This window comes from Pseudomonas sp. TSO6, from assembly GCF_056098905.1.
Genome location: NZ_JBLZWV010000044.1, coordinates 17743 through 41764, shown reverse-complemented (window position 1 = coordinate 41764; position 24022 = coordinate 17743). Strand labels below are relative to the sequence as shown.

22 protein-coding genes are annotated in these 24022 nt (G+C 53.7%); 17 read left to right on the top strand and 5 right to left on the bottom strand.

What is annotated here, in order from left to right; all coding sequences use genetic code 11:
• Nucleotides 1-97 precede the first annotated feature (97 nt).
• The 3 genes from ACN6NG_RS19710 to ACN6NG_RS19700 all read left to right on the top strand — a co-directional run bounded on the left by ACN6NG_RS19710 (nucleotide 98) and on the right by ACN6NG_RS19700 (nucleotide 4039).
• Entirely contained in the window at nucleotides 98-2740 is a 2643-nt protein-coding gene (locus ACN6NG_RS19710) for an ATP-binding protein (RefSeq protein WP_161990092.1), read from the top strand.
• A gap of 98 nt (nucleotides 2741-2838) precedes the next feature.
• Nucleotides 2839-3273: an NUDIX domain-containing protein gene (locus ACN6NG_RS19705; RefSeq protein ID WP_474315637.1), complete on the top strand. Its 435-nt coding sequence runs from the start codon at nucleotides 2839-2841 to the stop codon at nucleotides 3271-3273.
• 202 nt (nucleotides 3274-3475) lie between these two features.
• The gene (locus tag ACN6NG_RS19700; protein WP_161990090.1) at nucleotides 3476-4039 is read left to right on the top strand and encodes an isochorismatase family protein; all 564 of its coding nucleotides are present in this window, start codon (nucleotides 3476-3478) and stop codon (nucleotides 4037-4039) included.
• A gap of 200 nt (nucleotides 4040-4239) precedes the next feature.
• Here the strand turns inward: ACN6NG_RS19700 and ACN6NG_RS19695 are convergent, their stop codons facing one another.
• Nucleotides 4240-5034 carry an OBAP family protein gene (locus tag ACN6NG_RS19695; RefSeq protein WP_161990089.1) on the bottom strand — a complete coding sequence of 265 codons (795 nt, stop codon included), beginning with the start codon at nucleotides 5032-5034 and terminating at the stop codon, nucleotides 4240-4242.
• A gap of 1013 nt (nucleotides 5035-6047) precedes the next feature.
• Between ACN6NG_RS19695 and ACN6NG_RS19690 the strand changes: the two genes are divergently transcribed.
• Entirely contained in the window at nucleotides 6048-6290 is a 243-nt protein-coding gene (locus ACN6NG_RS19690; RefSeq protein WP_161990087.1) for a hypothetical protein, read from the top strand.
• A 33-nt stretch (nucleotides 6291-6323) separates the two neighbouring features.
• Here the strand turns inward: ACN6NG_RS19690 and ACN6NG_RS19685 are convergent, their stop codons facing one another.
• Nucleotides 6324-6914: a class I SAM-dependent methyltransferase gene (locus ACN6NG_RS19685; protein WP_474315633.1), complete on the bottom strand. Its 591-nt coding sequence runs from the start codon at nucleotides 6912-6914 to the stop codon at nucleotides 6324-6326.
• 260 nt (nucleotides 6915-7174) lie between these two features.
• Here ACN6NG_RS19685 and ACN6NG_RS19680 point away from each other — a divergent pair, with 260 nt between their 5' ends.
• The 11 genes from ACN6NG_RS19680 (at nucleotide 7175) to ACN6NG_RS19630 (ending at nucleotide 18765) form a co-directional block, all read left to right on the top strand.
• Nucleotides 7175-7372, top strand: a complete 198-nt coding sequence (locus ACN6NG_RS19680; protein ID WP_420029643.1) for a DUF4113 domain-containing protein — start codon at nucleotides 7175-7177, stop codon at nucleotides 7370-7372.
• Nucleotides 7373-7463: 91 nt separating this feature from the next.
• Nucleotides 7464-7733: an antirestriction protein ArdR gene (locus ACN6NG_RS19675; protein WP_161990085.1), complete on the top strand. Its 270-nt coding sequence runs from the start codon at nucleotides 7464-7466 to the stop codon at nucleotides 7731-7733.
• Nucleotides 7734-7886: 153 nt separating this feature from the next.
• Entirely contained in the window at nucleotides 7887-8210 is a 324-nt protein-coding gene (locus ACN6NG_RS19670; protein WP_161990084.1) for a hypothetical protein, read from the top strand.
• A gap of 457 nt (nucleotides 8211-8667) precedes the next feature.
• A complete protein-coding gene (locus tag ACN6NG_RS19665; protein WP_161990216.1) occupies nucleotides 8668-8877 on the top strand; it encodes a hypothetical protein in 210 nt (69 codons plus the stop codon).
• Between the two features lie 162 nt (nucleotides 8878-9039).
• Entirely contained in the window at nucleotides 9040-9249 is a 210-nt protein-coding gene (locus tag ACN6NG_RS19660; protein WP_161990083.1) for a hypothetical protein, read from the top strand.
• A 690-nt stretch (nucleotides 9250-9939) separates the two neighbouring features.
• Nucleotides 9940-11235, top strand: a complete 1296-nt coding sequence (drt2, locus tag ACN6NG_RS19655) for an antiviral reverse transcriptase Drt2 (RefSeq protein ID WP_474315629.1) — start codon at nucleotides 9940-9942, stop codon at nucleotides 11233-11235.
• Nucleotides 11236-11406: 171 nt separating this feature from the next.
• Nucleotides 11407-11691, top strand: a complete 285-nt coding sequence (locus ACN6NG_RS19650) for a metallophosphoesterase (RefSeq protein WP_474315627.1) — start codon at nucleotides 11407-11409, stop codon at nucleotides 11689-11691.
• Nucleotides 11573-11821 carry a hypothetical protein gene (locus ACN6NG_RS19645; RefSeq protein ID WP_474315737.1) on the top strand — a complete coding sequence of 83 codons (249 nt, stop codon included), beginning with the start codon at nucleotides 11573-11575 and terminating at the stop codon, nucleotides 11819-11821. Before ACN6NG_RS19650 ends, ACN6NG_RS19645 begins: the two co-directional genes overlap by 119 nt.
• Nucleotides 11822-12606: 785 nt before the next feature.
• Nucleotides 12607-14403 (top strand): hypothetical protein, encoded by a 1797-nt coding sequence (locus ACN6NG_RS19640; RefSeq protein WP_474315623.1) that lies wholly within the window; start codon nucleotides 12607-12609, stop codon nucleotides 14401-14403.
• Nucleotides 14404-14514: 111 nt separating this feature from the next.
• Nucleotides 14515-14802, top strand: coding sequence for a hypothetical protein (locus tag ACN6NG_RS19635; RefSeq protein ID WP_474315621.1), 288 nt, complete (start codon nucleotides 14515-14517; stop codon nucleotides 14800-14802).
• 1809 nt (nucleotides 14803-16611) lie between these two features.
• The gene (locus ACN6NG_RS19630) at nucleotides 16612-18765 is read left to right on the top strand and encodes an AAA family ATPase (RefSeq protein ID WP_474315619.1); all 2154 of its coding nucleotides are present in this window, start codon (nucleotides 16612-16614) and stop codon (nucleotides 18763-18765) included.
• A 557-nt stretch (nucleotides 18766-19322) separates the two neighbouring features.
• On the opposite strand, the gene ACN6NG_RS19625 is transcribed toward ACN6NG_RS19630, so the two are convergent.
• Entirely contained in the window at nucleotides 19323-19541 is a 219-nt protein-coding gene (locus ACN6NG_RS19625) for a hypothetical protein (protein WP_474315616.1), read from the bottom strand.
• A 370-nt stretch (nucleotides 19542-19911) separates the two neighbouring features.
• Here ACN6NG_RS19625 and ACN6NG_RS19620 point away from each other — a divergent pair, with 370 nt between their 5' ends.
• Together ACN6NG_RS19620 and ACN6NG_RS19615 are read left to right on the top strand one after the other, a co-directional pair.
• On the top strand, nucleotides 19912-20100 hold the full coding sequence (locus ACN6NG_RS19620; RefSeq protein ID WP_306381544.1) for a hypothetical protein: 189 nt from the start codon (nucleotides 19912-19914) through the stop codon (nucleotides 20098-20100).
• A 59-nt stretch (nucleotides 20101-20159) separates the two neighbouring features.
• Nucleotides 20160-20843 (top strand): metallophosphoesterase family protein, encoded by a 684-nt coding sequence (locus ACN6NG_RS19615; RefSeq protein ID WP_474315614.1) that lies wholly within the window; start codon nucleotides 20160-20162, stop codon nucleotides 20841-20843.
• A 397-nt stretch (nucleotides 20844-21240) separates the two neighbouring features.
• On the opposite strand, the gene ACN6NG_RS19610 is transcribed toward ACN6NG_RS19615, so the two are convergent.
• Together ACN6NG_RS19610 and ACN6NG_RS19605 are read right to left on the bottom strand one after the other, a co-directional pair.
• Complete coding sequence (locus tag ACN6NG_RS19610) at nucleotides 21241-22254, bottom strand: DUF3800 domain-containing protein (RefSeq protein ID WP_474315611.1); 1014 nt, start codon at nucleotides 22252-22254, stop codon at nucleotides 21241-21243.
• An 805-nt stretch (nucleotides 22255-23059) separates the two neighbouring features.
• Complete coding sequence (locus ACN6NG_RS19605; protein ID WP_474315609.1) at nucleotides 23060-23887, bottom strand: hypothetical protein; 828 nt, start codon at nucleotides 23885-23887, stop codon at nucleotides 23060-23062.
• Between the last annotated feature and the right edge of the window lie 135 nt (nucleotides 23888-24022).

Genomic DNA, 24022 nt, shown 5'->3' with positions numbered 1-24022 from the left:
TGTGAGCATTGGCGCCTGCCAGCTTTTGTCAGACCAGCACGCCGGTGCATGGATCTTGAGTTAGATTTATAGGTCTACCCCGATGGTGCTTTTTCCTATGGATTACGGTGATCAGCGCTCAGCAATCGAATCGTTCGTGACGAACGACGGCCAGATTGGTACCCAGATGCGTCGAGTAGATTGGGCCAGTACTACCCTGGGTGATCCAGGGTGCTGGCCAGTTCAACTGCGGCACGCCGTGAATTTCTTGCTCAGCTCGGATCTGCCCACAGCGCTTCTTTGGGGTGCCGACAGCACACTGCTCTACAACGACACCTGGATCCCGGCCATGGGGCACCGTCATCCCCTAGGGCTGGGCAGGCCCGCGCACGAAGTCTGGACGGCGGTGTGGGGGCGGGTCGGTCTGCAGCTCGAAGCGGTAATGGAGAAGGCAAGCCTGTTATTACTCTCCGATGCGGAGTTTCCGGTTCGCCTGGATCGAGAAAAGCCGTGGGCGTTCAGCTTGAGTCCTTTAAGAGCCCCTGAGGGGCACATCGTTGCTGTCCTGGTGCAAGGGCAAGAAGTACAGCCGTCAGCCCTTGAACCAGTACCGTCGCACATTATGCTGGGTCGAGATCGCCGTATGTTCGACCAGGCACCGGGGTTCATCACCATCTTCCGAGGCCCTGACCACATCTTTGAATTCGTCAACGAGGCCTTCAGGCGGAGCTTTGGTGATCGAGGCTATCTCAACCGCTCTGTACGTGATGTATTCCCCGATCTGGAAGGGCAGGGTTATTTTTCCTGGCTGGATGAGGTGTTCAAGTCGGGCGAGCGGTTTGTCGCTACCGGCACGCCTATTTCGCTGCTCTGGCAATCAGATGGGGCCGAGATCCGCTACCTCGATTTCGTGTATGAGCCTGTATTCGACGATGCCGGTGTAGTGACCGGTATTTTCTGCGAAGGCTTCGATGTCACGAAACGAGTGGAGACCGAGCGGGCGCTTAAAGAGGAAAGCCGCACGCTTGAGATCCTTCGAGACATCAATGCGGCGTTCGCCAGTGACCTGAACCTTGAACGGATCGTGCAAAACCTCACGGATGCAGCAACGTCGCTCACAGGAGCAGCTTTTGGCTCGTACTTTGCCAACGAGGTCGACGATGCCGGCGCGCATCTGAAGCTTTATACCTTGTCAGGTGCTGATCGCTCGGCCTTTGAAAAGTTGGGTCATCCTCGTGCCACTCCGGTGTTTGCACCTACTTTCCGGAATGAAGGTGTCGTTCGATCCTTGGACATCCTGGCTGACCCTCGCTATGGCCAGTTCGAGCCCCATCATGGAATGCCTAAGGGGCATCTGCCCGTACGCAGTTACTTGGCGATCTCGGTGGTATCGAGAACAGGCGATGTCCTAGGAGGGTTGTTTTTCGGTCATCCCGAACCGGGAAAATTCACTGAGCGGCACGAACGGCTCGTAGTCGCCCTGGCCGCCCAAGCAGCAGTGGCCATCGATAACGCCCAGCTTTACCGGCAGGTACAGCAGGCGAAAGCCACACTTGAAGAGCGGGTCGCTCAACGCACAGACGAGCTTTCACAGGCCAACGAAGCCCTCCGCCAAGCTCAAAAAATGGAAGCACTTGGGCAGTTAACGGGCGGAATTGCCCACGACTTCAACAACATCCTGGCGGCGATTCTGGGAAGCGCCGATTTACTATCACGGCGATTGAAACAGGGGAAAGGCGAAGCTACGGCGCGCCTGTTGGAGGGAATTCAAGTCAGCGCCAAGCGAGCAGCATCGCTGACTCAGCGCCTGCTCGCATTCTCTCGACGGCAGACGCTCGATCCCCGGCCTACGGACGTCAACGTACTTATCGATGGTCTGGTCGACCTGATCAATCGCTCGGTGGGGCCGGCAATTTCTGTCGTCACGCATCTGGAGCCGGATCTTGGGTTGTCCCGGATTGACCCTGCCCAGTTGGAGAGTTCGCTGCTCAACTTGGCGATCAACTCGCGTGATGCCATGCCCGAGGGGCGCGGTGCGATCTCCATCACTACGCAGACAATCGAACTCGACGACCTGATGGCGGGTCGTGCCGACCTGCCTCCAGGCGAGTACATCGCGATTTCTGTAACTGACTCGGGAAGCGGCATCTCCCCGGAGAACATCCAGCGGATATTTGACCCGTTCTTCACCACCAAGCCACTTGGCCAGGGCACCGGACTGGGGCTATCCATGGTGCACGGTTTTGTACTGCAGTCCGGTGGCCAGATTGATGTGCATTCCCAAAAAGGTGTGGGCACGACGATCCGCCTCTTGCTGCCAAAATTCGAAGGGCAACTGGAATTACTCGAGGGCGAGGCCAGGCAGAGTGCGCTTAGCGGTCAAGGGGGCGGGAGAATTCTAGTAGTCGATGACGAACCTATCGTGCGCATGTCCATCGTGGAAGCCTTAATGGAGGCCGGATATGAAGTTGATGAGGCTGAAGATGGATTTAGCGCCATGCATACGCTTCGCTCGTGTCCACCCTATGATCTTCTCGTCACCGATGTCGGGCTTCCAGGTGCGCTGAATGGACGCCAAGTGGCAGATGCTGCTCGTGAGGCTTTTCCAGACCTTCGGGTTCTATTCGTGACCGGTTTTGCAGAGGCATCGGTTTTGAAAGGTGGATTCCTGACACCTAGCACGGCAGTGATCACAAAACCGTTCGACATTCAGGTACTCCTGAACAAGGTGACCGTAATGCTGCACCAGCCCCAGACTTGAGCAGGGTGCCGGAACTCAGCTTCCTACCCGGCAGTCATCAGCATAAGGAAGTTCGTCCCCGCGTTCAGGATGTCGCGCGTTCTTAGGTGCGATCCCTCATGAGCGTCATCAAGCATCGTCCAGCAAGGGCAAAAGTAACGATCATCTGTACTCGAAATGACCAGATTCTTCTTGTTCGCAGGAAGGGTGCCAAATGGAAGTTTCCAAACGGTCTGCTTGAGAGAGGTGAGGCCCCGACCGTGGCTGCTGCTAGAGAGCTTTGGAAGGCGCTATCTTTGCACTGCTCAGGTCTGCATCACGTGGGCACCATTGAGGTAGGCAACGTGCTCCACCATATCTTCACCACTGACTTCGCTGATGGCTGTAGCGTTGCGCTGGGGAGAGGCATTGTCGCGTGTAAGTGGATCGGCTGGGAGGAGCTGAGTTCCACCATGCTAAAGCCTACAGCCGCGGCCTTGCTTTCCCTGGGCCTGCCACAACTTATCCATTTCGATGAAGTGGAAGCGCTGACGTCGGCAACCGCTGAAATTTGAACGGACGTATGGAGTTTGCGGTGGCTCTAACCTAAGCGTCCGCCAAACAGGCCATGCGCGAGCACGACCGGAATCCAGGTACGTGTAGCAGCCGCTCATCACTGGTCTTTTGTCGGCACCGATTCCCTAGCGGGACTGCACTGCTTGTTGAAGGGAGGTCGTTGCAGCACACTGAGCATCCATCGTAAGGAAACGGCCGCATATGAAGGCTACGCCTCACACCCCCCTGATTATCCTGGATGTCCAAGATGCTATTGATCAGCCTATCTGGAATGGCAAGAGCCACCCTGGTTATCTGTCCGTCATCCAGCGCCTTCTGCGGCACTGGCGATCAAACGGCTGGCCCGTACTTCATGTGAAACATGATGAAAAGAATCCCACCTCCAGCTATCACGTTCATGGCCCCTGGAATGGAATCAAGAAAGAAGTGGCTCCGATAGAGGGCGAGGCTGTCATCATCAAGCATGAGAACTGTGCATTCATAGCAACCCGATTGGATGCCATTCTCAGAAGCATGCAAGTAAAACGTATTGTTCTGGCTGGCGTTGTGATTCATAACAGCATGGATGCGACTATCCGAGCGGGGAAGGCACTTGGATACGAAATTATTCTCCCTGCGGATGCCACAACTGCCGTACCCGTCAACAGGTCAAACGGAACGTGCTGGGACGCCTTTACCGTTTATGAGCTGACCTTAGCAATATTGGGCACTGAATATGCCCACGTTATGTCATCAGAAGATGTTATCGCACAGTTCTGCTTGTAAAGCAGTTCCTGGCACCCACTCATTCGACAGCATGACTGCAGTGGCCAGTTCGCCTTGAGCGCGGCTAAACTGCCCAAACCTGTGAGGATGGAAGCCCGGAGGGCCGCAACTTAGCTAAGCCAGGTTGCGGTTTACGACAGCGTCCCCGATAGGGGCCCGTTCAGTCATTCCTGCCGCAGCAACGGAGCAAAGCTCTACGGCTACCGGCTTGACCGGCTGTTTGCTTTCTCAGGTGTCGGTCTGGTGGGCTGATGCAGATGAGCGCCTGTTGGATCGGTGATCTGAATAACGTTGCCGTGCTGCCAACCATCCGCCTTCGGATCAGCCGCAGGGATTTGAATGTCAGCCCGCTGAGCTTTCGTTTTTGCCGCATCCACCCTCAGACGCCGATTCCGCTGCTCGAGCATCGTTGGATCAGCCTGGCCATCCGCTGTGAACCCCATCATCAACTGCGGGACGCCCACCGGTAGGGCTTTGTCCTGGTCGGTATGCCACGTGTGCCATGTCTTCCCGTAGGTACGGGCGAGCCGCTCCATCAGCGCATGTTCTGCAGGTGCGGGGATACCCGGCGCGATCAACTGCCCGGATGAAACCTCATAGCCATGGCTGTGCCACATCGCCTTCTCCTTGGCCGGCAGACCAGCAAACAGCTTCTCGTCGATGATGTACTCGACACCCATGATCTTCGCTTCCTTGGCATTACCGTCGAAGATGACGCACTGGATGACATCCTCATTCAGGATGGAGCAGTAGTGATGCGCTTCCATCTGCACATCAGGATGTCCATTGTAAAAGTGGAAGCCATCCAGATAGGCGTTAATAGCCTCAATGGGCGGCTTGACCTGCAAGGTCGCTGCCCCGGCTTCCAGCAATTGGGTCTTGGCTGATTCGGGCCTGCCGGGTGTCTCCACAGGCGACTTCGTCTCAGGAGCAGCGCAAGCCCACAGCAGACTACAGGCCAGGGGAAGGGTTATGAATCTGATGAGTTGTGGCATGAGAGTGGCTCTAGCTAGTGTCCTCAAGGGACAGCCTGGGCCAGCAGAAGGGACAATTCAGAAGACAAACGGCCTGTGTTGATAACAAATTCCAGACAAAAGAAAGCCCGCTGCTAGGCGGGCTAATGGGAGCTTCTATCACACGTAGGGATAGGGCGAGTGTTGCCTAGGTGTCGTGAAAATTGGGTGAAAGAAAAGTCCCGACAATGTCATCAGCGGATTCTCCTAACACAAAGCAAGCCATATGCGCGTGATCTGCGGCTGAGATTTGCGACGGTTCACGTGGTTGAATCTTGTGGTCAAAAAGGCAAGCGGAGCGCGCCGGCCCAAAGGGCCAGAGGCGTGAGGATGGAAGCCCGCTAGGGCCGATCCCTGGCGACGCCAGGGATCGGTTCACGACAGCCGTCCCCGGTTAGGGGCACGTCCAGGGGGATGATTGGATCAAGCAGTTTCAGGCAGGCCTGAAGCTACCGTCTGGGTAGCATTTACGATGCCAATCGGATGCCACTAGGGTGGGGGCCTTCTTCCAAGCGAGGTGAGCCACCATCACGCTCCAGGTTCACTATTTCCAAGCGAAGGTCATCGATAAGCTCCGCTGAGGATCTGCCAGATTCCAAGCTCAAGGTCAGTGTCAGCAGCGTCAGTGAGCTCACCTCTAGCCGCTGACTCACCTGCTCGAGCTTATCTAGCGTCAAGCGGGACTTGCCGCCTTCGAGCTTTGAAAGAAACGTCCTACTCGTGTCACCGAAGTCCCGCTGTGTGATTTTTCGCTGACTGCGTAGCGCCCGAAGAACAATGGCGAAAGACGATTTCAGTGACATATGCGATCTCTCCGCTTGAGCGTGTCTCCGGTGAAATCCACGTGGGATCTACGCGCATCCTCGAAGCCTGTGGGCTGGCCTGGCCTCGCGGTCAGGAGGAGCTACCGTTCCGTCGAAATACTGTTGATGCATCCAGTATATCTCGCTAAGCTCGTCAGGAGAACATTTGTACTACTCGCGGTGATGAGCGTTATGAACAAGCCAGACCAGACCCTTGATGATCGCTTTGCTTTTTTCTCGCGCGAGGAGCTGCTCGAGCAGCAGTGCCTGTTGCTGGAGAGTGAGCTGACGGTGATGGGCGAGGAATTGATGGCCTCTCGCGAGAAGATCGCCACCTTGGTTTTGATGTGGACGGGCGTCAAAGCTGAACTGCAGAAGGCGGAGATAGAGCTTACTCAGGCGAGGTATCAGCTTCAGGTGGGCAGCGCTCACTGAGGAGGTAACGGCGTTGCTAACCACTTGCGTAGGTTATTGATGAGGCTTGCGCACGATCACATTGATCCGGTGCCAATTCACAGCTCCAGAGTCGATGACCATGGATAATTCAGATTCACGCAGCAGGACAATCTCGAATCCTTCGCTTAGCCTCCGAATGTCATCCACGCTATGGAATGACATCAGCTCTTCGCTCCCCCAGCCGTGCCTCAAACCAAAGAAATGACCTACGAATACACCGCCCGGGACAAGGGCGTTGCGAATCTGGCACCAAAGGTTGGGAAATCTGTTAGGCCTGCAAAAAGGAAGAGCTAGCCCTGCGTGAATCAAAGCAGACGATGGAAAGTGGGCCAGATGCTCGAAGTCCGCGACCTCAGCAGTGAGTAGGCGAGCTTCGGCCATGGAGCATTTACGGATCGTTCGCGCGATGGCCTCAGGTTCTTTGTCAATTGCCAAGACCTGCCATCCGCCTTGAATGAGCTGCCAGGCCTCATTGCCTGACCCACATCCCAGGTCTATCGCATGGCGAGGCTGTAGGCCTCTGACGTGATCCATCGCACAACTGAGAAGTGGGGAGGGAGCGCGTGTTTCAGTACGTTCGTAAAAAGCATTCCAGCTCGTCATGGATGAAGCGTCCTTACCAGTCCATGTCTTAGGGCGCAGGGGCCATTGTGGGAAATCTTACCTCACTGGATCGATACGGACGCTCGGGTAATGTTTCCCTAGATTACCTAACGGAGAAAGTGGGGTCGTGCGAAACGGACGACACGCGTTTGCTGACAAAGACAGCGCAGGAGGAATGAAGCGGGTGTACCGGGAAGGTTTTAGCTACAGCAAGGTAGAGGTGCTGCTGCTCGACCTTAGCCCATCGAACGAAATCACCGGTGACCTGTTCGCGGGCTCAGCCAGTGACGAGTGAGAAACTGTTGGGCGTGATGGATGCGGTTAACGGCAGATGGGGTAGGGGAACGATGGGGCTTGTGAGCGTGCCTGTTGATCCTGCTTGGGGCATGCGGAGAAAGATGATGAGTCAGAGTTTCACGGCGAGGGTTTGTGAGCTCTGGACTGTCTACGGCGAGTGAAAGGCTAGGACAGCGGTAGGTTTGTTGGTGGGCGTTTCATTTCCGCTGCTGAGTGCCTGATACTTACAGCTAACAAAGGAGAAATCGATCTATGAAGGCGTTTTGGAATGCACTGCGCGTAACTGCTGCCCGATGGCGAGCAAAGAATGAGGAGTACCGGGGCGGGATTGTGATGATCTGGGAAGGGGAGGTATACGCCTGGAAAGATGAGGTTCGAGATCCTCAATGCGAACGACCAGGCGTGTTCGCAGTTGATGAGGAGGGTCAAATTTTTATCGCGGTAGGTGGTGATGACTACAACGGAGCAGAACGCTGGGTCGTGAAACAGCCAGCGGTGGATAATTGTTCAGGTTCAAGCTAAGCAAATTTTGAGGGCCTACTGCTTCGTCCTCGATGATCAAACGCTTTGGCACCAAGGCACATCCTCCAGATTGTCTCTTCGCAACGCTCATTTGATGGCTGAGCCTGATCGACGGGTGGTCTGTCATTCGAAACAGGGCAGGAGCTTTCCGATATGCATCCAACGACACCTGACGGTCGCTACTTCGTAGTCAAAGGTCAGCTCTGGCGCTGCAGCAACCCCGCGCTGCCTGATGAGGAGCGTCAGCACTTGGTGCATGACTTGATGGAAGCCCGGCGAGCAGTGAAGGAAGCCAAAGCACTGGATGATGAAGACAAGCTGCATTCCGCTCGAGCAGAGGTGGATAAGGTGAAAGTGGCTCTAGGAGAGAGGGGCCCGGTATGGTGGTGCGACGGCAGCCCGGATTACAACCGCCACAAGGCAGTGAATACGCCCTACGCTGACTGGTACGCCGCGATGTTCCCTGATGCCCGATAATCTCGCCAATCCCCGCAGGGGCTAATGCCGCTGTAAAATCCTCTAGAGGTAGTAACGGCCAGATCTGCCTCCAAGCGATGGCACAATTTTAAGGAGTTACACCTGGTGTGCAGGACGGTCATGGAATTGATATTCGCGGTGAGCGTGGCTATGGCGGTGTTCACCTTCGTTCTTTTGCCGTGCATCATCTTTTGCCTCGGAGTGCTGCTTGTGCTAGGCATCGATGACAGATTTGTAAGCCCCGTTGTGGTTTACGTGGCCTTCCCTGAGGCCGTTTTGATCAGCGGGTACCTGCTGCTTCACTACTGGAGGCAAATCACGGAATTCGTAAGGTCGATTTCACCGTGATCACTCTGATGCTGATCCGTCGATTGCTCGCGCCAGGGCTCCCGCTGCATTGAGTCTCAGCGATGTCACGTGCATTGGAGGACTCGGAGGAGTACCTAAAATGACTGGATTGAAGCGAACGCTTTTGGGCATGGCAGAAGCAGGTGAGCCGCTGCTGAGGCAGGCGCTCGAGGCAATTAGAGCCTACAACGAGGCGATGGCCCAGGGCCGGCCCGAAGCTGAGCTTGAGCGCCTTCGCGTCGCGGCTGATCACCTCTACGAGACCGTGGTCGACTATCAACTGCACGTAGCTGGTACCTTAGGTGAGTCGGTACACTAAATTGGAATGTGCCGTGTCACGCCGCTCACCGTAGCGATGCTGATTACGGAGTTGTCCTCAGTGAGATCTCACCGCCCCGAGAGTGCCGAAACCGGTACCGCAGAAGCTGACGTATTCGTGGCTATGATTCAGCCAATCGTATAGCCCATTGGAGTTACCACGATGAAGAAGGATTTCAACAGCGTTTTGCTTCCTGATCATCCGATGTACGCCGATGCGGTGGAGGCTATGAAACGGTACCATCGGGCACAAGAAGACGGTGTCAGCGGGCCTGACATAGAGCGCCTGCGGCTGTTAGCTGAACATAGCTTTCAGGCAGTCACTGACTATCAACTGCAGGCGCTTGGCGGGCCATCCAAGACCAGCCATTAGTAAGGAACGCTAAACGCAGTGCGGTCTGTCAGCCCCAAGAGTGGTGGAGTAAAGGCCCTCTCCCAGGTTCAGTGTCTCCACATCGACCTAATGCTGACGAGTTGGAATCTGCCCTCCCGCACCGTTAGCCGGCGGGCCACAGTCATCTAGATGCTGCCAGGCCTAATTTGGCTGCCATCAGGTCGGGGGCCTTTATCTTTCGAAGATACTACTGATGACAATTTAGGTTTGAGGTTATCTGTCAGGGGTGTCCGTGGCTTAATTATAAAATTTGTCAGCTTTTTGACGCCAAATCTGGTGGCTCTAAGAGCTCTAGAGGGTTATGGGCGCATTTCGGCGACGCTTTATAGAGGATAGTTGAGCTTGTTTTACTTGGTGGGCTCTGCTAAATTTTCAAGCGCTCGTAGTATTTGACCACGAGGTGAATCACAGATTGTCAATCTCTACCATATTTGTCGCCCAGGCGACCAACAGGCTGAGAGCGAACGAGCGGAACTTGTTCTTCATTGAGCACCTCCGAGCGAAACAATTATCGTGATCCTGACATTATACGTCATCCCTAGCAACTGCGGCCTAGTTCACGTTACCGTTTTCGGTACGCGGGAATGGATAGTGTGGGGAACATTTAAGATTAGCCGGTGAGGTAGCCATGGAATGCCGCCATCCTAGCCTCACCGGTTGGCTTATTTCATGGATAAATTAGCTGAAATGGATAGCCGTGAGTGGTATAAGCCCAGGAAATATCTTCATTTTGATCGCCCTGTTGGCGTGAATAAAGCATTAAATTATGTAGCTAACCCCGATAAGGTTAGTACGCATTCTTTTTATCCTTTTATTCGTAACGTCGCGCTTTCCACTAAAATAAGCTACAATTCTAAGCATAAAATATTTACTCAAGTTAATAAGCAGAGAAATATTTCTTATGCTGCGCATATGGATTCGCATATATGTGCTTATTATTCAGCTATTTTAAGTGCCGCGTATGAAAAGGAGCTTGCAATGCACGGCCTGGGTACTTCGGTGCTAGCGTTTCGCTCAGTAGATGGAAAAAGTAATATCCACCATGCTCACGCGGCGTTCGAAGAGATCAAATCACGTGACGAGTGCAGCGTCCTTTGTTTTGATATTAAGAGTTTTTTCGATGAGCTTGACCATGGCCTTATCAAAAAAGCTTGGGCAAGATTGCTCGATCTGAAAGTTCTTCCCAAAGATCATTTTGCCGTTTACAAAGCCATAACGAAATATTCTTGGGTTGGTAAGGCCGCAGCGTTTGAGACTCTAGGTGTCTCGATCCACAATCCGTCCGTTGAAAATAATCGCCTGTGTACGCCCGAAATTTTCAGGGAAGTTGTGCGTGCCGGGGAGTTAATCAACCCGAATTTGGAGGGGTTTGGTATACCCCAAGGGTCGCCGATTAGTGCGCTAATATCAAATTTCTATATGTTGGAATTTGATCGTCAGATGATTGCCTTTTTGGCCGCAACAGAATCGGTTTACTACCGGTACTGTGATGACATCATGGTGATTTGTCCAATTGAATTTGAAACGAAAGCGCATGATTTTGTTGTTGAGGAAATACGAAAGCTTAGGCTTGAAATACAGCATAAGAAAACAGACGTCCGTCAGTTTAAGCGTAATCGAAGTGGTGATCTAGCTGCAGAGAAGCCAATACAGTATCTGGGTTTTATGTTTGATGGAAGTCGAGTTTACATTCGGCCCGCATCTCTGACACGTTACTATCGTAAAATGCGTGTAAAAATTCGGCTAGCCAAGAAGTCTAGAGATCGGATCAATGCTCTTCGTAGAGATAGGGGAGAGGTGGATCGTAAGCTATTTCTCAAATCCATATATAATGGATATTCACATCTCGGACGCCGGAATTTCATAACATACGGGTACAGAGCCGCAGACATCATGGATTCTAAAACCATTCGTCAACAGCTCCGCTCACACTGGCGTAAAATCCAGAAAGAAATCCTAGATTGATCTTACACCTTCAATAGTCGCGAGAAGGCGTTGAGGAAATGAGCCCCAGCGCTTGCCTGGCCGAGCGGTGGTAAATTGGCAGCAACAAGAACGGCTTGGTGGATAGGGGCCGCGCGCGCTTCACACCGGTTAGCTGCTAACGAACCGCAATACAGTGGCAGGATCGAAGGAATGATTTGGTTTCTAGGCGACGTACATGGGCGTTTTGATCATGTCATCAGGCTGGTGAAGGTTCATCGTCCTGATGCTGTGGTCTTCCTTGGCGATCTTGAGTGCAGCTTGCCCCTCGACACGATCCTGCGTCCGATCCTTGGCCTTACCGAGATCTGGTATATACATGGCAATCACGACACGGATCAAAGGAGCTACTGGCACAATCTGCGTGGCAGCGGCTTCGTTCTTCCTGAGCTACCTTGGCATCCCGGCTCAGAAGGTTGGGGTGCTTCCGCTGCGTGAGGTGATCAACCGTATTGCTTCAGTGCCGTTGATCAACTGGCCTCTGGAATCCCTGCGTGCCGTAGGTCGTGGTGTTAAGCGTGACTTTATCGACGGTCTGCCGTGGATTCCTTGGATGGGGTTGCGCTGACGCTTTGCCTTTCGATCGGTAACGAAATGATCGTTGACCCTGCAACGAATGGGATTCCGTTCACGTCTGCGTATGGCAATTTCGTTGAGGACGTTCTCGGTATGGTTCTGTTCCTTTGCGTGGCACAGCCGTTCGTGCGACGCGCCAAGCAAGCGGCAGCTTCGCTGGTTTGACTGGAATGCCGCCTAAGGATGGGCGGTATCCGTCCCGAAGGTCGTGCTTCTGAGAAAGTGATCAGTTCTAGGAGCTCAGCTGGTTTCTTCAACTGCTCCCTTGGAATGAGCATCACTATTAAAGCAGGGGCAGATCGTCTTCTGCTCGGCAATCGGACTCAGTGAGTAACTGGAACTCGATGCCAGCTGCCTTCAGCTTCTCACGTAGCTCTTGGATCTGAGCCTGCATTTTTGTTCTCCCCTCATCACTGGCAACATTGCTATGTCAGGCCTGAGCTTCAGTGCCAGCTCGGCGAAGCCTATGAGGTCATTTGGGCGAAGACTTCTCCAGGAGGTTTTGACCTCGCACATGATTGAGCGTCCGTCGATAATGGCTATGCGTGACCACCATTTCGCAACCAGTGCAAGCTAGATTCTTCAAGCGACGGGCGGCAGTCATCGATCTCTGGACGACTGGAAGGCGCAGTGTGACGCGAAGGCCGTCGCGAGCTGGACTGAGTAGACAATCCGGTCAACTCACGCTGGGTAAAGGCATCTTCGGCTTCCGGTTAAACTGATGCCTGGCGCCTCGCCCACAAGTGTGATGGGGTACTGGTGTTGCCTCAGCCGTAAGTGCTGGACGGGATCAATGTAAAGCCGATCATCAGTGCGGCTGACGACCCAAAAACGAACATACAGGGAGTTCCCGTGCTACAGGCTGCGACCGGCAAGCTTTTCAGCAATCGCGATAACCCACGTACCCAAGTTCTCAAAGGGGTGATCTACACGAACCTGAATCTCGGGGTTGTTGACCGAGTCAGCACCAGGATCGGGAGCCTGATCAACCTGGATACTTCTCACACTCCGGCCGCGCTTGGGTATGAAATGACCGAGTACATGGAGGCGGCCGAGCCGGAACCTGGGGTTCTGGTTTCGCGCACCATGGGTGCTTACATTGACGACTTTGCTGACGTGGCGTCCTTCAGCTTGCAGGTGATTTGCTCGCCTAACGTTCACGTTGCTGAACGCCTGCTACGCCAGCGCCCCCGACCAGGGGAGCGGCAGCCCAGTGAGCGCATGGCACGCTTCTATGACGCGTCCGTGATGGTCACTCAGTCGGAGATCCAGGCTTTCGAAAAGTTAGCCGAGCAGCTGATCGGGTTGCAGCGCAGCACATACCTTGCAGCCATCCAGGCCATTAGAACGTACGTGGCCGCTGTTCACAGGATGAGCGATGACCTCAACCTGGCCTACACGTTGCTAGTGATGTGCATCGAATCGCTGGCTCAGAGGTTTGATGGCCACGAACCAGCCTGGACGGATATTCCTGAGCCGAAGAGGGCAGGGATCGATGCGGCTCTGGACGGTGCGGATGGAGCGCGCACGCAGGCAGTCAGGGCCGCGGTGCTGGAAGTGATCCACCCTCGCCTTAGTTATCGATTTGTCCAGTTCATCCTGGCCCACTTGCCGGCGGATTATTTTACCGCTCAAGCCGATGCTCAGGCACATCCGATCGGACGCCGTGACCTGGAGGCAGCACTCCAGAATCTCTATGGGGTGCGCTCAAGCTATGTTCACACGCTCAAACCGTTAACCAAGGAATTTCTGCACTTCGCCAGCCACCATGAAACCTGCGAGGATGATGGCAAGCTCACCTTTACCTTCCAGGGGCTTTTTCGACTCGTCAGGACGGTAATCATTGAGTTCGTTCAAAAGGCAGAGACGATTGAGCATGAGCCATGTAACTACGAGTGGGATAATCCTCACCTTCTGAGGATCAGACTCGACCCGTCGATGTGGATGTACAACCCTGCCAGTTTGAATAGCCAGACGCCAAGGCGCTTCTTCCAAGGGTTGGTCGAGTTGCTGAATCAGTGCCTGCTTGAGTACCCCAACCGCAAGCTCCACCGACCCGCCCAAGTGATCGACGCCGGCTGCAGTATCATTTCGCAAATGAGCGAACCCCAGAGGGTTTCGTTCTTGGCGTTCTGGTATCTATCCAACGTCTACCTAGGGCACGTACCAGGTCAGAGGCTCCACACGGCTAAAGAGCTGGAGCTGCTGAACAAGCCCAGCGTCGAATCACTGATTGCGCAAGCAGTCCTGGGAGGCGATACCGAATGGACACCGACAGACCATCAGACTCAGCTGGATCGCTATTACTCTCAGCGCTACAAGTCCACCGGCATCAAGGTGCCTGCAAACGTGGAGGCGTGTATGGGACTAGCAATAGCAGAACGCTACAGGCTCGCAGGTGACTCAACTTCGGCTATTTCAGCGTTGGCGTCTGCTGCCGAGAACTTCCCGCATCTCAAGCAGCTGCGTACATTGTCGGCTGGGTATGACTTGGACACTCCCATCACGTGGCTTTCGATCATCTACCCACGCACCACAGGGCCGCGGGCAACCCTCGAATGCAATGGTTTGTGACGGGCCATTGTTGCAGCTGTTGATTTGCTCTCCCGTCAGCTCAATAGCGCAACCGCAGCACTTTTTAGTTCGCCTCCCAGTGCGAAGGCCCTGGAGGACTTACGCCTAGCTGTGGAGATATCCATCAAGGCTGTGCTCGTCCTAATGTTGAGGCATACGGATGCGACCCTTCAGAAGCGGTTCAGCCACCGACTTGTACCGCTGAGGACGGAGCTGCTTAATGTCAAGCCAGACCCAGGCTTCACCGAGGCAGAGCTCGCGATCTACCCAGAAGTCTCTGCGCGCTACGGTGACCTCCCAGATGATCGGGCGAACATCTGGAAGGGCTATGAGTTGGCGCTTCGTGTCGTTGCGATGAGCTTTGAAATCATCCAAAGCGAGCTGCTGGCCAGGCAGTGATGGATTGGCGGCATCAGGAACGGATTGGTGTGCACGGGAAGGGTGGGACGCACTTTAAGGGCGGTTCATCGCTAACCAACCGCAATATTGCAGCAGGGTCTAAGCAATAATTTGGTTTCTTGGCGACGTACATGACCGTTTTGACCACGTCATGCATTGGAATTTGGATGCAGTGAAGTTTGCCAAGCAGGAGCTAGAAATTTACTGGCGTTGGTTTGGCACTTTTTCCTGTTTGGGTATGTACGTCCCCGTTGGAAATGGCGGGCCCAATACGCTGCCCCTTGGGTGCGCGTAGGTGCCAAGGCCATTGGTTGGGTCATGAGCATCTCGTGGCAAGTAACGGAACAATTCTGGTTGGCGATCTAGTCGGGCATGTGGGGCTGGATCAGGACGATCGACTGCGGTGGCGTTGGCGGAAGCCATGAGTGGTTGCAGGCGTGTAGGTTCGGCGTGTGCTGCGTTGCCAGGTTGTACAGGTGGATGGTCAAAACCAGCTTTGTAGCCGGCGAAGTCGTCGCAGATCAGCTTGTCGTTCCAGTCGCCCAAAAAGTTACGTGCATGTTCGCCAGCACGGCTTGCCTAGGTCGCGTCCTTCCGGCTGTCCGAGGCGGGGTGACTTCTGGCGGCGTTGTCACGGGGCAGGCCCAATGCACGGCGATTGGAGGGTGTGCGGTCGGGGTTGGCAGGCCGTTTGAAAGCGTCGCTGCTGCGGGCTCGAAGAGACCGGCTGAGGTAGGCTACTTGAGCCTTTATGTCGGCAAGGAGCAGACGATATGTGATGGCCGGTTGGATGTAGGGGATAGAACGGTTCGTGTAATCCAAAAAAGAAAACCCCGGCTCGAGGCCGGGGCGGGTGTTTCGTGGTCTACGCAAGGAGTCGTAAGCTTTCGCCCATTGGAGCTCAGTGCCAACCATTTCTCAATCCTACGGCGGTTGATACTGATGTCAACCCTTTTATAGAGGCCACTGGCCAGTAGGAAGCTGAGCATGCTGGACACTGTACAATACAGACCCCACATGATCGACCAGCTCATCAGCTCTCCTGTGGAGCTCCAAAGTTTGCGGTGTTCTTTACCCCTTGCCCAGCGCTGCAGAGGTAACGCTTCGGAACTCCATTGACATCGTTTTGACCACCGGAATCGGCAAGTTTTGGTGAAAAGCCGGCGAGTTCTCATACAAAAGCTTCAACCCCTCCACTGAATTAGCTAGCAATGCAGTGAGCCTTATGTCGCAGCTCCGCGCTCGAAGAGCCGGCTATGTGATGGGGGAGGCCTTCTATGCTGAGATCAGCATGGCATGTTTTGAGCTGAGTATCTACGCCGGCTGTTTATCGAGTATGAGGTGTAAATGAAAGTCGCTGAGCTGACTCAGTTGCTGCAAGCGTTCGACCATGAGATGAAAGTGCTGATGACACGTTCGGATACGGGCCTGGAGAACGTTGTCGCTTGCTATGACGATCTGGTTTGCCGAGGGCGGGTATGCAAGTGCTATCGATCTCGAGTAGCAGGAGAATGTCATTCTGACCCTTGCATCAGCCTTTAGATGCCTCGTGTACGCTGAGCGCAGGTTATGTACCTATCGCCAATCTGGACTCGAAGAGGCCGGCTTGATCTTCTTAAGTTGTGGGGCTCGGGCAAAAGCTTGATACGGCCAAGAGCACAAATGTACTCATTTGGGAAATTGCTTACCACCGAGGTGGGCGGGGAGTGCGGGCAGCCCTTCCGTTGCCACTATAGTGCTATTAACATCAGCGGATAGCTCCATATCATTGATCCAAACTAGATCGGCCGGTTGCCAAGGACTGCCCTCATGCTGCTAAACGTGTCGTTGTGTGATGTCTCCAGCTACTCCCCAGTCGCTCCAGTGGTGCTTGGGCCACTGAAGAAGATAAACCTCATCTACGGCCAAAATGGGGCGGGGAAATCAACGATCGGTAACTATCTGCAGACCCTGGATCATCCGTCGTTCGGTCGCTGCAGCATTTCAGAGCAAGCCGTAGAGCCTGATATCTGCGTTTACAACCAAGTCTTCATCGAGAAGAATTTTCATGGGGGTAGTCAGCCAGGTGTATTCACTCTCAACGAAGACAACGTTCAGGCTGAGAAATTGCTCAGGGAGGCTGAGGCCGCGATTCAAGCACTGGAAGCCGACTACCAAGCAGAAATGACGCTAGGGAAGGAGTCCAAAGCCGCTCAAGAGGCCTTGGAGCAATCCTTTAAGGACGGAATCTGGGCCCTGCGTAAGCAGGTAGAGTCGACGGCGCTAGCCTACTGTCTGCAGGGCGTCCACACCAAGGATCGCATGCTTGATAAGGTCACTACTCTGGCGTTTTCGGAGACCCCAGACACCTTTGAGTTACTAGCAAATGAGGCGAATGAGCTGGTCAAGGCTAATGACCAGCCCATCCCCTCCATCCAGAGCGTTTCCTTCTGGGCGAATGTGGTCGAGCAGGATCCACTGCTCCAGGAGCAGATCATCGCTTCGGACGAGTCCTACCTCTCAGGCCTGATACTTGCCTTGGGTAACTCCGACTGGGTGAAGCAATCTTTCGGCTACCTCGAACTAAACGCCGAGCAATGCCCGCTCTGCCAGCAAAGCCTGCCCAAAGATTTCTACGACGACATCAAAAAGGTGTTTGACAAGACCTATGAGGAACGGCTAGGCCGGCTGCAAAAGCTACGGTCGCAGTACAGTTCCGGAATGCAGACACTGGTTGCCCAAATTGATGGCGCAGAATACCCCACTCCAAAACTGGCTCAGCTGACTGCCGACCTCAAAGCGTTGCTGATCGATAACCTCTCCTTGCTCGACAAGAAGGTTTCGAATCCATCTATCGTGGTCACGCTCTCCTTAAGTGACGATCTGATCGCAGACATCAATCAGCTGATTGATGTGGAGCAGGTTCGTATAAAAGCTTTCAACGACAAGCTTCGTGAGAAGGGTCGGCACCTGGCAATGATCACCGAGCGTTTTTGGTACTGCTATCGAGACGCTTGCGATGAGCTGATGCGAGACACGCTGCCAAAAATTGAGGAGTTCAGAGAGCTTCGCAACAAGAAGCGCGAAAGCGTGCAAGCCATGCGTGACGAAATCGTCGAGCTTCGTAAGAAGAAAGCTGAATACACCTCGCAAACCACCAACGTTGATCAGGCTGTCGAGAACATCAATCGTTGGCTGGGACTGTTGGGGTTGCAAGGCTTCAAATTGGTAAAAGAGGAGGGGCCTATCCCTCATTACCGACTGGAGAGGGCGGGTGCGAGGGAGAAGGTTTTCGACACGCTCAGTGAGGGGGAAAAGACACTGATCTCGTTCCTCTACTTCCTAGAGGTGTGCAACGGAGAGCTGGATTCAGCGTCGAAAAAGCTCAAAAGCCAGCGTATTGTCGTGATCGACGATCCAATTTCCAGCCTGTCCCACAATTACGTCTACGATGTCGCCGCGCTCATCCGCAAGCAAGTACTTCTGCCCGCCAATCGCTTCAAGCAGGTCATCGTCATGACCCATAACCTATTCTTCTACCATGAGCTGATCAAGCTGATAGAGGACGACCGGCGAGATAACGAAATGACCTTGTTCAAGGTTTCCAAGGCCGATTACAGTACAATCCAGCCTCTTCAAAGGGGGGACATTCGGAATGACTACCATGCCTTCTGGCACACCATGAAGGACGCCCTAGAAGGCAAAGCTTCCCCAGCTCTCATCCCAAACATGATGAGAAACATCTTGGAATACTACTTCGGCTTCGTGCAGCGGAAGGAAAAGCTCTGGAAGGTGATCGATGACCTGTCCGATGCGAACCCCGAGTTCCGAGCTCTTTACCGGTACATCAACCGCGAATCTCACTCTGACCCCGTCAATCTGGGTGAATTTGGCGGCATTGACCCTAGGCAATTCCTAGAGCAGTTCAAAAAAATCTTTGTCGCTACAGATTTCGAAGAGCACTACAACCTGATGATGGCCTGACTCCGTGGTCTTATCCCATCAGCCTTTGACGCCAGGTTGGGGCTACTAAAGTCTAGGGCGGATGCTTTGTTGGAGATGGCCAATTGCCTTCTCAACAGCATCAGGCCTTGCTAGTATTGCTTTCGCAGCTACCCCCAAGGATCTCTAGTACCGCCGCGCATTCAACGTGCACTGCTTCGCATACGGAGTGTGAAGGCGCTCAGCAGCCCGCTGAGGACGGATGGAGAAACTGATCATGAGCAATCGTGAGAAGGTAGTGCCTGTACGGCAATACGAGCGTTTCCGCCTGGGTCGTTGGGAGACGGTGTGCAAGCATCGTCGCTCGCTCCCACAGCGGTAACTTCTAAACCCCTTAGGGGGTGGCTGCTCCACATCCTCCTCACTTCCCCAGCCGCGGTGGTAGTTTTTCGTGATGGGCTCCATTGGTGAGCTAGAGCTTCCGGTTAGAAAATTATCGCTGGGACATAATTATTGCCGAGCATAATTCCAAATAGTCTCCCACCCCATCTGCATCCTTCAGCTTCAGTACTGCATCGGTTGTTCGGGCAGGAGCCCGCCTAAGGTTTTACGCTCGCCGCTACCAGTACCGCGATGCCCTGCCGCACGGCATCAATATTGTCGTCCAGGGTGGCAAGTGCCCCATTGACGTTGTCCACAACCGTAGCTGCGGCCCTATCACCAACCCATTTAGCCAACTCTTCGATTGCGGCATGCAATGCGTCCTGGTTATGGCTGAGACGCTCAAGGACTTCAGTAGCTGTCCGTAGCTCTTTCATGATTAGCATGTCCTGGAGAGGTTGGCAGTAGACCTTGTATCACGGCTTCCGTTAGTAGAGCTGGCATCTGATCGTTACGAAACTAGAATTCGCAACAAGCGGAGCGCGTAGGCGTGACGGATGGACGCCTGCAGGGCCGAGACCACGGCGCACGCCGGGGGCTTGGTTCACGACAGCCGGCTCCGAAAGGGCACGCCCGCGTTAATCAGACAAGAACGTCAGCACCTGGTGCTTGATTTAGTAGCTTTCATGCCGAACCATCAGTTGTTGCACCGGAGCTTCCTAAGTGTCAGGTTTCAGCGATGGCGCTTGTACTGGTAGCAATGTAGGAATACCTGAACTGCCTGAATTGAAGCGAACGCTGCTGGGTATGGCTGAAGCAGATGAGCCACTGCTGAGGCAAGCGCTGGAAGCGATTCGAGCCTATAACGATGCGACGGCTAACAATCGACCTCCAGCTGAAATTGAACGGCTGCGCCTTGAGGCAGACCATCTCTATCTGACAGTGATCGACTACCAGCTTTATAAAGCCGGGGCGTTGAGCGAGTCGCTACATTAGTGCGGCTTGACTGTGCCAGTGCCGGATCATCTGTGGATACGATTGCGTGAGGGAAACGAGTGATTTGGTTTCTAGGCGACGTACATGGGCGCTTTGATCATGTGATCCGACTGGTGAAGCTTCGTCGTCCCGAGGCAGTGATCTTCCTGGGTGACCTCGAATGCAGCTTGCCCCTGAAGATGATCATGCGCCCGATCCTCGACATCACTGAGATCTGGTTCATTCACGGCAACCATGACACGGATCGTCCAGCCTATTGGCATAACCTCCATGGCTGCGGTCTCGCTGAACGCAGCCTGCATGGTCGGGTAGTGGAGATTGCTGGCCATCGCATAGCGGGGCTGGGTGGCACATTCGAGTCGCAAGTCTGGCTACCAGGCAGCCCTGATACCGGCATCCAGAATTACGCAGACTACCTCGACCGTCTGGCGCTCAGACCTCACCACGAAGACATCGTAGCGACGAAGAAGCAGCACGCGCTTTCTGCAATCTACCCGGACGACTACTTCACGCTCGCTATGGAGAAGGCGGACATTCTGGTCTGCCATGAGGCTCCCAGCTGCCACCCTCACGGTTTCTCAGAGATCGATGAACAAGCCCAGGCAATGGGCGCAAAAATGGTCGTGCATGGACATCATCATGATTGCCTGGATTACAGGTCAGAGTGGCCGAAGCTTGGTTTTGAGGCTCATGGTGTAGCGTTCAGATCCATCATGGCCATCGACGGCTCTGTCATCTGTTAAGGCTTGGTGTCTTCACGGTGCGGCAAGCTGCTTGGTCATAGCCATCGGCGTTTCGGGCTCGAAGAGGCCCGGCTGAGTCGTCGCTAGGTCTTCTATCCTGAGCTTGCAGGAGAGAGGGCGAGCAGTTGCGTCAGGTCATCGTCGCGGAGTGGGGTGAGTACATGAAGGTTGGTGAGTTGATTCAGTTGCTGCAAGCGTTCGACCCTGAGATGAAAGTGCTGATGACACGCTCGGATACGGGCCTGGAGGACATTGTCGCTTGCTATGACGACCTGGTTTGCGAAGGGCGGGTTGCCGGGTATGACCAGCTCGATGAGTACGTTCAGTCAAAGGGCGCAGACGCAACCACTGCTTACAAAGTGGTTGTCATCGACATGTGCGAGCTCCTACCGATGACTCATCCACGAATCATAGGTCGTTGCTGTCGCTTCATCATTTTGACCAGCCTTTCGGTGGGCTTGTCGAGCACCTTTTCCTCGCCCATCGATAGCAGCAGCAAGGGATGCCGACCGCGTCCGCGAGCAACCATTAGCCGCCCTAAAAAAGCCGCCGCTCTGAGGTTGTCTTTGAATCCTTTTTTCAGACACCGTCTCAACCCTGAGGCTAGTAAATCCGCCAATTGGATACCGAAATCACTCTGAGAATCGACGAATTGGAAATCCTCTCTAATTAATTTACCGATATCCAACACATCGCTCAGGTCAACATCCATTCCGTATTGCTCTTGGAGATAGGTTGGGCGCTCTTCAAAATTATACTTCGCCATGTGGCTGTAATCGAAACCTTCGATCATTATGAGTGGGTCATCTAGAGACAGCGTCTGTAGATACGGTGCGCTGAGCTCTTCGAATACGGTTTCAAACTCAGTTTTTCGCGTAGGCTCTTTTTGATCCACGCGCCATGCAAATGAACCCAATGACTCCGGGCTCCTTTGTACGTAGTAAATTACCGCCTGAGAAATTATGTAGTGCATCAATTGGATTTGACTTGCGAACTGAATGTAGAGCTGATCTGACAGGCCTAGCACTTTTTGGGAGAGGTTCAGAATACTGTCCTTCATGCTTTGGTGAACCATTTTGTCGATATGCTTCACCAGCGCCTCAGCAGCTTGATTTTTGTGTCGGCGCGCAGCTTCGGGGGTATTGAGGTGAGCGTTTGTCGCCAGTCCATAAAATGTGCAATTTAGCTGTGCGAGCCGATTTAGCAGCCGGAAGTAGCTCAGCTCGTTGCCAGCCATTCCGAGCTTTACCTCGTCAGTTACTGTAAACCCATTCTCTACTTTGAACTGTTGGAGCGCACTTTCAGCAGCGCCCTTCGCCTCGTCGAGGATGACCACTGCTCCGATGGTGCTCCAGGCGTTATTATCGGTTGCGTAGGCGAACGATCCTGACTCGTCGATAAAAATTCGCATCACTTCTCCATGCTTCGACTAATGGGGCAACGAGTGGCATGCGCCGAATTCTCCGGGCAGACCCTACTCATCCTAAGTGGCCAAGAACGAGCGCGAAATTACATTGCCAGATCGAGAGGGGAGGGTTCAAGTGGGGCGCATCGCTAAAGGGCTTCTATGCGCAAACTCGGCCCGTTACCAGGAATATTGACGAGGGAGGTTGAGCCGAGTCTATTGAAACTTCGGACTCGAAGAAGCCGGCTGAATCGTTGCCAAGGCCTTTATCCAGGCTCGTAGGGTAGGGAAAGCTCAAGGTCACAATTGAACAGATCTGCAAGCGCTGGCAGACCGCCAACAAGCCGCTGATAGCGTTCCTGATCACCTATGAGATATCCGGGAGGAAGCGACGCTTCAAGGAGCTTCAGATCTACATGTTTGCAAAGGGCAAATACAAAAAAATCCGCTCTCAGCCTGCTTTGCCCTGGGAAGTAAATCGAGCGAAGGCGAATAACGAGTCTGAGGAAGCCGCATGATCGGGAGGCGCGACTAATGAGGCGGTAGGGGGCGCCGAATCAAGTGCCCCCTAGATTCCTGGCTATTCCTCAGATTCCCCAACCACTGCTCGTCGGCATTAGTAGGGTTGAGAGGGCCTGCTGGGTCTGTCCCGAGACAACGGCCGCCTAGGTGAGCGCGTCCGCTGTGAGGGTGGGAACTCCAGTCTATGCCCTCCGCCTGATTCACCAAGGTTGTGGCTGCGTCTTAGCGGGAGCACTGGAGCTTACGCTGTACTGAGTGGCGACCACCATCGATCGGTTATGCGCATAATTTAAGCCGCCGCCTTCAAGGGTAATCTTGCGTCAGAGATCGGTAAGGTGGCCCGTTTTAGCAGAGCTTGAACAAAAAAGTTTAAGGTGTTTTTGGAGCACTTTCCCTTACGGCGCTCTAGGTAGAAGTCCCGCGAAGCTCTCCAGGCTAGTGCAACCATGCCAAAGACTACCACGCTATAGATGGTAAGAACGATGCTGGTAACAGTATACGCTGTGAGATTATGAAGGTATGGAGCTGCTTGCACTTTCAAGCTCTCATTGTTGTCCAGTATTCGGAACGTAGCATTCATTGCGAGCCCGACAAAGCCAAGGGTAAAAAATCCGCGAAACAATTTGAAGCTAAATATGTGATTAAGAATATTTTCTCCAAGAGTAAGCGCATTTTCTTTGAAGATTTTGCTGAGGCCAATTACTTTGTTAAGATTTTCTACGATCTCTAGATAAGAAGCCTCGGGTGCATTAACGTTTCGCTTTAACCAAACTGTTTTATAGTCTTCGAGCTTGCTTTTTGAGAAATTGCTTTCATTACCAAGAATGCGATGCTTTCTGAGCATGAACTGCCGGTATTGCGGTTCGTACCTGTGCGCCAGTAAGTATAACGCGATAAGTTCGAAGATGGCGGCAGTAAGGCTAAGGGGAAGTGTGAGATTCGAATCGGCTACTTGCGCTGCGATCGATACGCCCATGAGAATCACTGTAAGGAAGATGAAGCCAATGGCAAGCCTATAGGTTTTTGTCTTGGGGCCAGATGCTATTGTTGAGGGGCCGAAAATCAGATTATATTTCATCGCCAGTGTTTCAATCTTTTCTAATGTTAAGGTTTCCATCGGTTCTCTCAGCCTGTATTTCGTTCATTGCAAGCGCTTTTTTAATAAATCATTTACTGAGAAGCTATGTTGAGTGACTGCCCACGGCACCTTACCGCACTTCGCCAGGGCTGTCAGCGGTCTATCCCATGCCAT

Coding starts and splice junctions, on each gene's coding strand:
- ACN6NG_RS19710 (WP_161990092.1), top strand. CDS start 98: ATGGATTACGGTGATCAGCGCTCAGCAATCGAATCGTTCGTGACGAAC.
- ACN6NG_RS19705 (WP_474315637.1), top strand. CDS start 2,839: ATGAGCGTCATCAAGCATCGTCCAGCAAGGGCAAAAGTAACGATCATC.
- ACN6NG_RS19700 (WP_161990090.1), top strand. CDS start 3,476: ATGAAGGCTACGCCTCACACCCCCCTGATTATCCTGGATGTCCAAGAT.
- ACN6NG_RS19695 (WP_161990089.1), bottom strand. CDS start 5,034: ATGCCACAACTCATCAGATTCATAACCCTTCCCCTGGCCTGTAGTCTG.
- ACN6NG_RS19690 (WP_161990087.1), top strand. CDS start 6,048: ATGAACAAGCCAGACCAGACCCTTGATGATCGCTTTGCTTTTTTCTCG.
- ACN6NG_RS19685 (WP_474315633.1), bottom strand. CDS start 6,914: ATGACGAGCTGGAATGCTTTTTACGAACGTACTGAAACACGCGCTCCC.
- ACN6NG_RS19675 (WP_161990085.1), top strand. CDS start 7,464: ATGAAGGCGTTTTGGAATGCACTGCGCGTAACTGCTGCCCGATGGCGA.
- ACN6NG_RS19670 (WP_161990084.1), top strand. CDS start 7,887: ATGCATCCAACGACACCTGACGGTCGCTACTTCGTAGTCAAAGGTCAG.
- ACN6NG_RS19660 (WP_161990083.1), top strand. CDS start 9,040: ATGAAGAAGGATTTCAACAGCGTTTTGCTTCCTGATCATCCGATGTAC.
- drt2 (WP_474315629.1), top strand. CDS start 9,940: ATGGATAAATTAGCTGAAATGGATAGCCGTGAGTGGTATAAGCCCAGG.
- ACN6NG_RS19650 (WP_474315627.1), top strand. CDS start 11,407: ATGATTTGGTTTCTAGGCGACGTACATGGGCGTTTTGATCATGTCATC.
- ACN6NG_RS19645 (WP_474315737.1), top strand. CDS start 11,573: ATGGCAATCACGACACGGATCAAAGGAGCTACTGGCACAATCTGCGTG.
- ACN6NG_RS19630 (WP_474315619.1), top strand. CDS start 16,612: ATGCTGCTAAACGTGTCGTTGTGTGATGTCTCCAGCTACTCCCCAGTC.
- ACN6NG_RS19625 (WP_474315616.1), bottom strand. CDS start 19,541: ATGAAAGAGCTACGGACAGCTACTGAAGTCCTTGAGCGTCTCAGCCAT.
- ACN6NG_RS19620 (WP_306381544.1), top strand. CDS start 19,912: ATGGCTGAAGCAGATGAGCCACTGCTGAGGCAAGCGCTGGAAGCGATT.
- ACN6NG_RS19610 (WP_474315611.1), bottom strand. CDS start 22,254: ATGCGAATTTTTATCGACGAGTCAGGATCGTTCGCCTACGCAACCGAT.
- ACN6NG_RS19605 (WP_474315609.1), bottom strand. CDS start 23,887: ATGGAAACCTTAACATTAGAAAAGATTGAAACACTGGCGATGAAATAT.